Raw genomic sequence first — 12,581 nt, 5'->3', positions numbered from 1 at the left:
CCTTCACAGCTCCCGTCTCCACCGCTCAGTTCGGCAGCCGACGGTATGGTCATTCGTGGCCAGGGGCCACCCGAGGGTGGGTCAATTTTCTTGGCCAGCCGTGGGTCAGTTTACGGGGCCGCTAACAATCCTGGTGCTGCGCCATCGGCACGGCCATCCGGTAACCGTCTTCTCCTGCCATGTAATGGTTCGCGTTACGGAGGATGACCTGCGCCTCTACTGCATGGATGTCGATATCACGGCGCGAAGCCGGGACCGCGAGCGGCTCTGGGAAGCCGTTCAGGGCGGCAACCTCGGCCTCTTTGAGTGGCGACCGTCTAGAACGGTCTTTTTCTCCCCTGAGTTCAAGGCGCAGCTCGGCTATCAGGACCACGAACTGAGCGATGCCCTGGAGGCATGGCTGTCGCGCATTCACCACGAAGAACAGGGTGCAGCGGAGAGTTTGTTTCAGGCGTGCACCGAGCAGCCGCACGGACGCGCCCGCGCCGAGGTGCGGGCGCGCCACCGGGACGGTAGCTGGCGCTGGATCCTCTACCAGGCCACCGCCGTGTACGGCGCGCATGGCCGACTCGAGAAGATCCTTGGGTCTAGCTTGGATATCACCGAGCGTAAACGCGCGGAGGAACGCAACGAGTGGCTGGCCTACGCCGTTGAGCAGAGCCCCGGCCTGGTCGTTATCTCTGATACCGAGGGCGTGATCGATTACGTCAATCAGACTTTCTGCGACGTAACCGGGTTCTCTCGAGACGAGATCGTGGGGCAAGCGACCGGGTTTCTGAGCCATGAGCAAGAAGCGTTTCAGAAACACGGCGAAATCTGGCAGGCGATCCGCACCACGGGCATCTGGGAAGGCGAGTTAACGAATCGTAAGCGTTCCGGCGGGTCTTACCTAGAGCGAGCCAGGATTGCACCGGTGCGCGATGCCTCGGGTGAAATCACCCACTACATCAAACTGGCGGAGGACATCACCGACAAGCGCGCCTTGATGGAGCGCCTGGAGTATCTCGCTTTTCACGACCCGCTGACAGGCCTCCCCAATCGCAACCTCCTGTTGGACCGGATCAGCCAGGCCGTGGCGCAATCACAGAGGGAGCAAGGTGTCCTCGCGGTTGTGTTCATCGATCTGGACGATTTCAAGGTCGTGAACGATTCGCTCGGTCACACACTTGGTGACGAGCTGCTGGTCGAAATCTCCAGAAGGGTACGGGGCATACTCCGGGCGCAAGACACCATCGCGCGTTTCGGCGGAGATGAGTTCGTCCTGCTTTTGCCGCGTCTCGATCATGAGGAGAGCGTTATCGCGGTAATCGAGCGGATCCAGGCGGCCATCGGCGAGCCGGTGTGGCTGGACGGCAAAGAGGTTCGAGTGACGGTGAGCATGGGCATCGCCATGTCTCCGGAAGACAGCGACGCAGCCGAGGAACTAGTTCGACACGCTGATACCGCCATGTACCGAGCCAAGGCCGAAGGAAGACGGTGCTATCAGTTTTATACCCCGGAGATGGATGCCGCGCTACAAGAGCGCATGGAACTGGATCAGGCAATGCGCGTCGCGCTGGACGAGGGGCAGTTCCACGTCATCTATCAACCACGCGTCAACCTCTCAACGGGAGCCGTGCTCAGCCTCGAAGCCTTGGTGCGCTGGCAGCATCCGATCCGGGGACAGCTCGCGCCAGATCGTTTCATACCGCGGGCGGAGGAAACGGGGTTCATCTTGTCTCTGGGCCCCGAGATCTTGCGACAGACCTGCATCCAGATCCGCACCTGGAAAGATCAGGGTGTCCCGACCGTACCGGTCGCCGTCAATCTCTCGGCGTGCGAACTGCGAGACCCGGCAGTCATTTCACGGATCCGCACGGTGCTCCACGAAACCGGTGTGGATGCTGGCGACCTCGAGCTGGAGATTACCGAAAGCGCTGCCATGCACCACGTAGCCGAGACGGCGCACAAACTGTCTGAACTCAGTGAGTTGGGCCTGCTGATCGCTATCGATGACTTCGGGACCGCCTACTCATCCCTAAATTATCTCAAGCGCCTACCTGTCCATGCGATCAAGATCGACCGTTCCTTCATAGCCGAGATGGAGGCGAACCCGGCTCACCATCCCGAGGATGCCGCTATCATCCGCGCTATCATCGCGATGGGTGAAAACCTGGACAAGCAAGTGATCGCCGAGGGCATCGAGAACCGGGTGCAGCGGGACTTCCTGGTCGATAACGGGTGCCTCGAAGGTCAAGGCTACTTCTTCAGTCCTCCTTTGTTACCGCAGGACGTGGCACCCCTACTAACGGGCATTAGCAAACTGAATAAATAAGTCAATGGCAGGCACTGGTTGAGTCCGGCAACGACTCAGCAGTCCGCAGGAGCTGCACACCAGACCGCTGATTCGCTCGTTTTGCCGGTTTTGTTCGCGTACATCCGCTGATCGGCCAGCGCGAGCAACCGCTCGGCATTGGTGCTGTCATCCGGGCAAAGGGAGGTCCCCAGACTGACCGAAAAGCGCACCACGTGCCCTTTGACGGATACGGGCATCTCGAGCACCTTCAGCACTCGCCCGCAGAGTTGCTCCAGGTCCGCCCGGTCGGTCACCCCGTGCAACAGGAGCACAAACTCGTCGCCGCCGAGTCTTATGACCTTATCCTCCGGACGCAGCCCTCTGAGCAACAGCTCGGCGAGCTTGACCAAGGCCGCATCGCCGAACGCATGCCCGTAATGGTCATTGATCTCCTTGAAGCCATTGACGTCGAGGGCGACCACCCCGAAGCCTTGCCCCGGAGCACCGCTACCTGGAGAAGAGCGCTCCGCCATCCGCTCCATGGCGTCGGCTAAAAGACGTCGGTTCGGCAGACCGGTTAGCGGGTCGTGCTGCGCCATATCCTCGATGGTCCGCTGGGCACGCAAGTTCGCGGCCATGGCCAGCCCGTACGTCCAGCCAAGGATCCACGGGATGCTCGCAAAGATGATCCAACCGCTGGCCGGGTTGACGCGATCATCGGGGCCGATAACGCCCGTGGCTGCCTGAGTCCAGCGGTAGAAGACCGCGGCGGCCAGCAACAGGAACACTGCGGCTGTGCCGCCGTATATGAGGCGCTCCAGCCGGTCATCAACCCCCCGGACCAGGAAGAAGGCCGTGAGGAGCAACAACCCGGAGAGGTTGGCATCGAGAAAGAGGTAGCGCAGTTGGTGGTTGTCGAGACTCAGCGTGAGGTACAGCAGGCTGGCCAAGGTCACCACATAGACTCCGTACCAGGGCAGCCTGCGATACTCGTTGCCCACCCCCTTGAAGCGCAGAATCCCCTCGAGCAGCAGCAGGACCGCAACAGTGCTTGCGACATTGTTGACCAGGATCAGCCCGCTGATCAGGTCCGTCTCAAACCACAGCGGCACAAAACTGAACGCCACCACCAAGCTGCTGGCAGCCCACAGCGCTGGCCCCCGTTCGTGGTGATTGATCCGCCAGACCATCGCCATCACGGCGCCGGCGACCAAGCTTGCCGTCCAGAGGACGAGCGCTAGTGTCGGGTAGTGGAGTTCCATGGGTGCTTCTCTTGAGCATCGCCACGGCATAGGAGGGTGACGCTCATCGCTCGCTCCCTGGGCGATTGACAGGATTCCGACGGGCAGCATGCGGGATCCGGTGCGGTCGTGCCAAGCCCATGCAGACCGCCAAGGGGGCATGATTCCACAAAACCTGTGGAAAACCGTGTGGAGAAAGTCGGCTGAACCCGCCGGCCAAGCGTCTTTGAGGTCGTTTGGGCAAACTTTGGCCAGCGGCAAAACTTCGACAAATCAGAACCTTATGAACATCCCTCCACTGATCAGAGGGTTATAAAGGCTTTCTGGCTCGCTTGTGCAGAAGCGCGCCGTCCAGTTACTGCACTCGGCGCGGTTGTCAACCGGACCGGTCCGATTCCTGATCAATACAGGATGTGCCCAATGAACCACGGCGCAGGTCACCGGGCCACCGTGCTATCGCCCCTCGACGACCCTCAGTAAAGCAGCACAGAACGCGGGCAGGTCGTCCGGCCGGCGACTGCTGATGTGCCCCCCATCCACGGCCACCTCCTGATCGACCCAGTGGGCCCCTGCGTTGCGCAAGTCATCGATTAAGGCCGGTGAGCTGGTATAGGTTCGCCCCGCCACCACGCCCGCCGAGATAGTCACCCACGGTCCGTGGCAGATTGAAGCGACCACTTTGCCAGCCTCCGACATGCGAGCCGTCAGCGCTCTGACGATCTCGGACCGGCGCAGCTTGTCGGGTGCCCAACCTCCGGGGATGACCAGCACATCGAATTGCCCCGGGTCGGCATTCGACAACTCGATATCGGCGGTCTGCGGATAGCCATGCTTGCCAAGATAACGCTCCCCAGCCCTGGGCCCGGCAACCGTTACCCCCAGGCCCGCCTCAATGAGGCGGTACTTCGGGTACTGGAGTTCGAGATCCTCGTAGTCCGTATCAACAAGGATCAGGGCATGGCCGCTCGCGTGATGCGTCATGGGAGCCTCCTGCGCGGTTCATTGGCGACATGCCAACCCGCCCCTTGGGCACCAGACAACCCGCTCCGGCTAGGGCAGAAGCGCATGGGGCGCGATCTACCCTGCGCGCTCCCTTCGAGCACCTCCAGGACACACCGCCCACGGCGCTGCTGGTGATGATGACCGACGGCTTCGGGCCGACACCGGTAAAGCCTCCGGCCTATCCGGTGCTCTGGACGCTGACCCGGAGGGTGAGTCGGACATCCATCGGGAACCGCGTCCGAATGAACCATTCCTCAGCACTGAGACAAAAGGAATTTTCTAAGTTTCCGACAGACTGTGTCCATTTCCTTTTGCCACTCCTCTCTATCCCAATGAATCAATGGCCCCTCACCTCCGGACGTTGCGTCAACCAACATCTGAAGCGCACTTTTTTCGACCCCCTCTTCTACAGCCTTTTTGACAACCCATCCACCGAGCCCGTGTAGCGAATTTCTGTAACGCTGCCGGGCAGTTTTAGACTTATTATCAAGATCAGACCACTCCCAAAAACCTTGAAAGATCCTCAAGAGATCGCGCGATAAATCACGTTCCTTGGCTGGGGCAACTCCGCATCGCCAGTCGTTGATCCAGGACTCATTTGGGTTCATTTTCTTTCAATTCCTATCGCTCGGGCTCAGGGACACCGCAAAGCGCCGTCCGCTGCATGCTGGTATCAAACGCCAATCTCGGCCGTTCCCCTGCACTTGGGGAACAAGCTGCAACCCCAAAAGGCTTTGCCTGCATTCGCCCCACTCCTTGCCTCCCTCCTCACCATCCGTGCCCCGCATTGCGGACATGGCGGTGACTCCGCGTGCTGGGATACTGCGCCTGCAGCCTCTTGATCGTCGCCCCCGGCTCCAGGGGATTGATGCTCCGTTTCCAGACTCCGGTCCGCTTGCCTCTGACCGGCAGGCTCTGCCTGCTTCGCCGCCGAAAATTCCGGCAGAGACGCCAGTCGCATACGAAGGCCTTCAACGCTGTAGGCATGCTTCGCCGGAACTTGGATCATTGGGAGTGACACCGCCTCACAAACCTCCGCCAGAAAATGGTCTCGGGCTCCCCGTCTACTTTTTTGGTGCGACTTGTCGTCAAGCTCGACGACCGCAACTACCGAAAGGTCGTCCCTGGCGCATAAGACAAAGTCAAAGTGCTTGCTACTGATCTTATTAAAGGCCCGCTGCCATGCCTTGCGATCAGCCATGGACCGCACGTTGATGATATCGGCCACCCGTACCTTCCCGAAGATCCGGTACTCGTTCCCGACAGCTTGGTCCAGAACGCCGAGGAACGACCGCTCTGCTGGTGAGAACAGCGCTGATGCTTTGGTGTACGGAAAGCCGACTCCACCACCTCTTGGCCCGCCCTGAGACCTCAACCATACGGCTACCGCGGAAACCAACACCGCGAGCGCAGCAACAAACAAAAACCACTCCATACTGATTCCCTTTCGCTCCACCCCTACGTCTTACACCCGAGTCACTCGGCATGGGTATTTGCGGATGCTTAGGTCATTTAAGGAGCTCTGAGCAGGATCTGCGAGGACCGAAAGAGCTTCCGTGATTCGGTTTTCTAATACTCGTTCGATTTTCTCTCTCGAGAAGACTTGACTCATCACATGACCTCTAAAAGTGGTATCGACAGATTCTGTGTGTGCGGCCGGGCGTGATTAAGCAATTCCTGCGCGGTCTACCGAGATTCAGCTGGGCCGCAAACGAACCGTCCAGCGCTCCAGCTCTTCCCGACTTATCTCCGCCTGCCCCAGTAAGACCAACAGTTCCTCCTGGCGCGGCTGGCCGAAGGCGAGGCGGTACGTGGCCAGCTGGTGCTTGAGGCGCTCGAAGGCGGCCACCTCCCTCGTGTAAGGGAGGGTCGGCACGCGACGCTGAATCCGATAAGGACCGGGCGCGATCCAGTACGGCACCAAGTCGTCGGCGGCATCCTCGCGGGCCCTCTGGTCCGCGACGGCGAAGAGCAACATCCACAGGTCCCGGCCGGGCGCCCAGCCTTCCAAGGCCTGTTCGCGGAAGCGCGCCGCGACGTTGCGGCGCACGGCGTGGCCCTTGTAGCGGTGGATGCGGCCCTCACGCTGCTCCAGGTCCACCGGGTTGCTCGGCAAATTCCAGTGCACCAGCCGGTGGCACCAGGGGTGAAAGTCCAATCCCTCTTGGCCGATGGAGGTGCTGGTGAGCACGAAGGGGCGGAAGGGGCTGTTGAAGGCGGCCCGGACCTCGTCCTGACTGAGCCGCCCCTCCTCGGTGCGCTGGTCGCCGAAGCGCTGGGCGAAGACGGTGCGGATGCGCAGCTCCGACCAGGCCACGCCGCCCCGGCCATCGCACTCCGGGAACTGGACGTGAACGCGCGACGGACGCGGCTCGATATGGGCGGCGAGCTCCTCGGCACAGCTGCGGGCCACCGCCTCCGCCGAGGCGCCCTCGGCCCAGCCGTGCTGCTCCCAGGCCAAGTGCCAGGCCTCGTCCAGGACCGCCTGGAGGTTGCCGGCCACGGCGTACTGCATCACGCGCCGCCAGTAGGCGCCACCCTCCTCACCGCCCCCGCGGCCGTAGAGCTGATGCAGCAGCCCGATGACCGGGGGCCGGTTGAACAGACGCCAGAACGCCATGGCGATCCGGGCCGCCAGGGCGCGGCGGGTAACGTCGTCCAGCCCGGCGCTGCCTAGCGTCCGGGCCGCCACCACTCCCGGGGCGCCGAGCGCCAGGTCCGTGACCAGGTCCACCAGGCCCTCCGGCTGGCGGCCCAGCGAGGCGGTATCGAGCGTCAGCAGGTCCTCGAGGTAGTCGGGGAAGCTCTCCGCCTTGGGCCGCGCCACGTCGTCCGCCCGGGCCGAGCGCCAGTGCTCCAGGAACGCCCGCAGCCCCGGATCGAGGAGCAGCGGCGCCATGTACTGCCAGCGGGGATCCTCCGGCGCCTCCGGATCCCCCACGTCCGCCACCTCGGCCAGCAACTCCGCGACCCGTTCCCGCGCCCACGCTCGTGCATCCCGGCCCGCCAGCGCAGAGAGCGGGTGCACCGCGTCTGCCAGCCGCGTGCTAGGCAGCAGCAGCAACAGCAGCCGGTGGCGGCGCCGGATCTCCTCCTTCGCCGGCAGCTGCAGGAGCTCCTTGGGCTGGTCCTCGTAAGCGGTGCTCTGCCCGGTGAGCATCCGCCGCTCCGCCTCGTAGCTGAGCACGGCGCTGACCACATCGGGAACGAAGTGCCAGGCCGAGAAGAGCAGCGTCTTGGTCCGCTCCTCCTGCCCCGCGAAGGGTCCGTCCAGCGGCCAGTACGGCAGGGAGGGCGGCATCCACAGCAGCCGCCAGAGCCCGGTATCCAGCTGCTCCCGGACCACCTCCCTCAGCTTGGCGTGACCCGGGTCCAGCTGCTCCCAGGAGCGCAGGTCCTCACGGTCGAGGAAGGCGTCGGCGTACCGCGCCAGCACCTCCCGGAGCGCCTCCGGGTCCTGGTCCTGGGCGGTCCGGACCTGCTCGTTGACCTGGTAGCCCTGCATGAAATGCGGCAGGTAGGGGGCCGCCTTCCAGTAGGTCATGGGATCGCGCGCCCCGGCGGAGCGGAACCAGGCCTCGGCGGCCAGGTACTGGCGAACGTCCACAGGCTGGATCTCCAGCTGTCCGCCACCGGAGGAGGCGATCATGGCATCGGCGTCGGCGCTGCCGGCCACCCGCTCGGTGCGCGCCATGATCGCCTTCAGATGCCCCTCCACGGCCGCTCGGGCGCTGGGCACATCGTGGCCCTGACCGGCGGCGGCGCGGCGCAGCTCGGTGCTGAACCGGCCCAGCGCCTCCCGGAGCGCCACCACGCGCCGCTCGTCGTAGTCGAGGAGGAAGCGCGTGGTGGCCAGGAAGTCGGCGTAGTGGTCCTCGCCCTCCGCCTCCGGATCGCGGGTGTAGAACTTGTACGGCGTGGCCGACAGGAGTAGGGTCCGCACCGGCCGGCCGGAGGCCTGGCGCGTCTGCAGCAGCCGCCAGGCGAGCGCGGTGGCCTGCGAGCGGCCGGCCTCGTCCTGGTTGACCAGGTCCTTGAAGCGCTGGAACTCGTCGAGGATGACCAGGTCCGGCTCCAGGGCCTCGATGCAGACCTCCGCCAGGCGGTAGCGCAGGCGCCCGATGAGGCGGTTGCGGGCCTGGCGCGCCTCCTGCGGATAGGCGTCGAGCGCCTGCAGGAACCAGCGCTCGATGGCCGCCTCCAGCTCGCCGAGCAGCGCCGGATCCTCCCTCAGGCGCTCCTGGAAGCGCCGGGTGATCTCCGGCTCCAGCGGCAGCGGCTCCGCCAGCATCCCCCGCCAGCGCCCCGCATCCTGGATCCAGCCCTGGAGCAGGTTCATCAGCCCCTCCCGCCGCGCCACCAGCCGGTCGAGGAGCTGGAAGAGGACCTTGCGCTCCTCCGCCTTGCCGGCGGCATCGCCCATGTTGAAGGACGTCCCCGGCGTGAAGCTGATGAAGTTGACCTTGCGGGCCGCCAGCCCCCCGCCCTGCGCGCCGCCGGCCAGCTCGGTGGCGAGCATGGTCAGCCGCGTGGGCCGGGCCTGGGCGTCCTCGGCCTCGCCGGTCACCTGGAGCTTGGGGAGATTGGAGCGGCCGATGTTCTGGTTGCTGCAAATGTAGAGGACATCGATGCGCTCCTGCCGGTCCCACAGATGATCCAGGGCCCGGGCGACGATGCCGCGCGCCACCAGCGTCTTGCCCAGGCCCACCTCGTCGGCGACGAGGAAGCGGTGGGTGCTGTCCGGCGCCGTGAACAGCCGCTGGAAGGCGTGCTCCACGGTGCGGCGCTGGAAGGTCTTGAGGGGCGCGATGATGGCCTCCGGATCCGGGCGGGTCATCGCCGGGCCTCCCCCTGCAGCGCCTCATCCACGGCCCGCCAGATGGCCCGGACCTGCTCCGGCACCACCGCGCGGCCCTCCTCGTCCGCCATCAGGTCGGTGATCACGTGCCGGACGACGTCCAGCCGCTCCGGATCCCGGGCCGCGGTGCGCAGCAGATCCTCCAGCAGGGTCTCCGCCTCCAGCGCCCGGCCCCGCCCCAGGGAATCGGGATCCGCCGTAGCGCCCTCCCCGACCCCCTCCATGAGCTCGTCCAGGCCGCCGAGCAGGGCGCGGAGGAAGGCGAGGAGGCGCTCCGGGGTGTTGATCACGGTGCGCAGGATGCGGCGCATACGCTCCTCCGGCAGGCCGTGGGCCGGGAGCTTGGCCACCCCGGTGACCGGATCGGCGCCCTCTTCGCCCCGCAGCCGGAAGGCGACGAAGGCGGTCAGCCGCTCCAGCGGCAGGGTCCACGCCGGCTCCGCGGGCCAGGTGCGGGCCTGCTCCAAGGGCAGCGTGACCGGCCAGAGGTCGATGGCCACACCCTCTGGCTCGGGCAGCTCCCCGGCCAACCGCCAGCGCCACTCAGAACCATAGGCCTCGCAGTGGACCGCCAGGTCCGCCTGGAGCAGCTCATCCCGGGCACGCTCCAGGGCCCGTCGCGCCTCGGCCTCGCCGTCCGCCGGCGCCTCCCCGGGCTCGTACGGGGTGCAGAGCTTGTCGAGGCCCGCGCGGAAGCGGTCGATGCCCACGCCGTGCTCGGCCTCGGCGGAGCCGGCCTCCCCGGCCAGGCTGGCCAGGACCTCGACATTGCGGCCGCTGAGGGCGGCGTGGGTGAGGTTCGCGGAGCCGACCCACCAGTGGGCGCGGCCGCCACGCTCGGCGGCGATGAGCTTGGCGTGGAGCCCGGCGGGCCGGCGGCCTGTGTCCTCCTGCGGCTCCTCCAGGGCCGTCTCCTGGAGGACCTGGACGTCCTCCCAAGGCGCCAGGGTGCCCTCGGGCAGCGCGTCCAGGGCCTCGTCGCAGCCGATCAGGGCCAGCGAGCCGGCGCCGCTCGCCGCCAGGGTGTCGAGGCCATGCCGGTCCACGAACGGCGCTACGGCGAGCACGCGGTCGGCCTCGGTGACCGGCCGCCACGGCGCCCCACCCGGGCCCCCGAGGCCGAGGACATGGAAGTTGATGGCGCCATCAAAGCCCTCCGGCGCCGGGAAGCGGGTGCGGCCCAGCTCCTCGGCGAGGCTCGCCTGGCCCTCCGTCAGCGGGCGCGCGAGCGGCTGGACCGCCAGCCCTGGCAGATCGCGGACCAGCGCAGCGAGGGGCTCCGAGCCCGGCTCGGCCTCCGCCCCCGGCTCGGCCTCGCTGACCAGGGCGACGTCCCAGGAGCGGTCGAAGGTGAGGTTGCGGGAGGCGACGGCGACACGCAGCAGGACCCGGCCGTCCTGCTCCCCGGTGAAACGCGCCACCCACACCTTGGGGTGGAAGACGCCCTGGCCCGGGGCGCGCACCGGGTGGACGCTGGCCTCCAGGGCGGCGTAGAGCTCGCGCTGCACCCGTGGCAGGGCGATGCCGGACGCGTCGACGAAGACCTGCACCCGGCCGGAGGCCTCGCGCAGCGCCTCGAGGAGCAGCAGCGGATCCTCCAGCAGCTCCTCCACGCCCCGGTCGGACTGCGCCAGCACGGCCAGCGGCAGCGCCAGGACCACCTCCAGGTCCAGGCTGTAGCTGGTCAGCACCGTGCGGTCCAGGGTGTAGCCGGCGGGCGGGCGCAGGACCTCGGTGGCCACCTGGCGGGCATCGGGCGAGAGCATCAGCGCCCCAGCCCCTCGTGGAGATCCGCCAGCAGCCTGCGGACGTCGGGCCAGCGATAATCGAGCCGGCCCAGGCCGGCGCTGCCCCGCCACTGGTCCAGGCGGTTGGTGTTGACGACCCGGGCCCGTGGCCCCTTGAGCGCCCGCTCGCGCGAGGCGATAAGCTCCCGGAGCCGCTGGCTGTCCGCAACCGCCGCCGCGCCGTGGCTGTTGATGACCTCGGACCAACTCTCGACGAAGCGCCTGAGAGGCTGCCGGAGGACGACCCGGTGCCGGGCGGCCAGCGCCCACAGCGCCTGGGGGTCGAACGGCGTCTCCTCGGCCTCCTGGCCGGCCCACACCGCCAAGCGTTCGCGGTAGGTGTCGATGTGGCCCTGGTCCACGCCCTGGGGATCGCCGTGGCGGTCCCGCCGGAGCTCGGCGAGCTGGAGGTTGTAGAGCAGCGTGGCCCCCTCCATGTGCAGGGAGAAGCGGCGCGCCGCCGCCACCAGCTGCTGCAGGTGCTCGGGCGCCTGGCCCACCTCTGGCACTTCCCATAAAAATTGGGTGTCGACGAGCCCGGCGTTGCCCTCACGGGCGAGATAGGCCAGCAGGCTATCGGGGACGGCGCACTCGATGCGGTCCCGCAGGAACGCCGCCTCCTCGCCGGTCAGGGCGAACGTGGTGGCCTGGAGCCAGTCCTCGGGCGGCTCGGGCAGCTGCGGGTGCCAGGTGCGGACCGGCTCCTCCGCCTCCAGGGGCTCGTCCGCCGTGCGCTCGCGGCGACCGGCCAGCCTGTGGAAGTGATGGTGGTACCACCCCTGGCTTTGGCGGGGGCAGAAGAGGCCCCACCGCGCCAGCGCCGACCAGTACGCCTGGCTCGGCAGGCGGGCCAGCCGCTCCCGGGCGTGGCCGCCGATGACACCCTCCTCCTCCCCGCCGCTGCGGAGCGCGTCGATGACGCGGATCTCCTGCTCGCGCGCCTCGGCGTCAATGTCCTGGACCTGCCGGTGCCGCGCCTCGAGCCGCCGATAGACCCACGGGATGAAGAGCACGTAGCGCAGCCGCGTGTGCAGCGTGGACGTGCCGGGGAACAGCGTATCCGAGAAGAAGTCCCGGACGGTGCCCAAGCCCAGCTCGTCCACGGTGCCTTGCTCCTCAAAGAGGTCGAGGATCTGCCGGACCTGATTACGGTCGGTGCTGGTGAGGTCGAGCCAGGTGAGGGTGGCCGCAACTGGACTCATGAGCAATTCCCCAGGGTCATCCTATGACCATCGAACGCAATTGTATCCCTTTGCCTCTCCGGTGCCGCCTAACGGAAGTAGTGCGCCGATCCTCCGCACCCCGTTTGGCCTGGACACCTCCCCCGGGGGTATAGTCAGGGCGCCCTGAGCCTTTGACTGCCCCCGCCTGGACCAAGACGGAGGTGTCAGATGAGCAACAAGAAGGCCAAGAGCAAC

At 66.3% G+C, this 12,581-nt stretch carries 7 protein-coding genes; 1 reads left to right on the top strand and 6 read right to left on the bottom strand.

Annotated features, from left to right (window positions below; translation table 11 throughout):
• Window positions 1-223 precede the first annotated feature (223 nt).
• On the top strand, window positions 224-2,314 hold the full coding sequence (locus CCR79_RS12695; protein ID WP_201173592.1) for a putative bifunctional diguanylate cyclase/phosphodiesterase: 2,091 nt from the start codon (window positions 224-226) through the stop codon (window positions 2,312-2,314).
• Between the two features lie 35 nt (window positions 2,315-2,349).
• Here the strand turns inward: CCR79_RS12695 and CCR79_RS12690 are convergent, their stop codons facing one another.
• From CCR79_RS12690 to CCR79_RS12665, 6 genes are all read right to left on the bottom strand, one after another.
• Window positions 2,350-3,537, bottom strand: a complete 1,188-nt coding sequence (locus tag CCR79_RS12690) for a GGDEF domain-containing protein (protein ID WP_201173590.1) — start codon at window positions 3,535-3,537, stop codon at window positions 2,350-2,352.
• Between the two features lie 432 nt (window positions 3,538-3,969).
• The gene (locus CCR79_RS12685; RefSeq protein ID WP_201173588.1) at window positions 3,970-4,497 is read right to left on the bottom strand and encodes a type 1 glutamine amidotransferase domain-containing protein; all 528 of its coding nucleotides are present in this window, start codon (window positions 4,495-4,497) and stop codon (window positions 3,970-3,972) included.
• Between the two features lie 694 nt (window positions 4,498-5,191).
• Entirely contained in the window at window positions 5,192-5,953 is a 762-nt protein-coding gene (locus CCR79_RS13960) for a DUF2726 domain-containing protein (protein ID WP_338018480.1), read from the bottom strand.
• Window positions 5,954-6,214: 261 nt separating this feature from the next.
• A complete protein-coding gene (locus CCR79_RS12675) occupies window positions 6,215-9,355 on the bottom strand; it encodes a helicase-related protein (RefSeq protein ID WP_201173583.1) in 3,141 nt (1,046 codons plus the stop codon).
• Window positions 9,352-11,142 (bottom strand): phospholipase D family protein, encoded by a 1,791-nt coding sequence (locus CCR79_RS12670; RefSeq protein ID WP_201173580.1) that lies wholly within the window; start codon window positions 11,140-11,142, stop codon window positions 9,352-9,354. Before CCR79_RS12670 ends, CCR79_RS12675 begins: the two co-directional genes overlap by 4 nt.
• A complete protein-coding gene (locus tag CCR79_RS12665) occupies window positions 11,142-12,365 on the bottom strand; it encodes a DUF6361 family protein (RefSeq protein ID WP_201173578.1) in 1,224 nt (407 codons plus the stop codon). The genes CCR79_RS12670 and CCR79_RS12665 overlap by 1 nt, the downstream gene beginning before the upstream one ends.
• Between the last annotated feature and the right edge of the window lie 216 nt (window positions 12,366-12,581).

The sequence above is a fragment of the Halorhodospira halophila genome, assembly GCF_016653405.1.
Taxonomy (GTDB): domain Bacteria; phylum Pseudomonadota; class Gammaproteobacteria; order Nitrococcales; family Halorhodospiraceae; genus Halorhodospira; species Halorhodospira halophila_A.
Note: the sequence above shows the minus strand (reverse complement) of the source record. Positions and strands in the feature narration are given on the sequence as shown.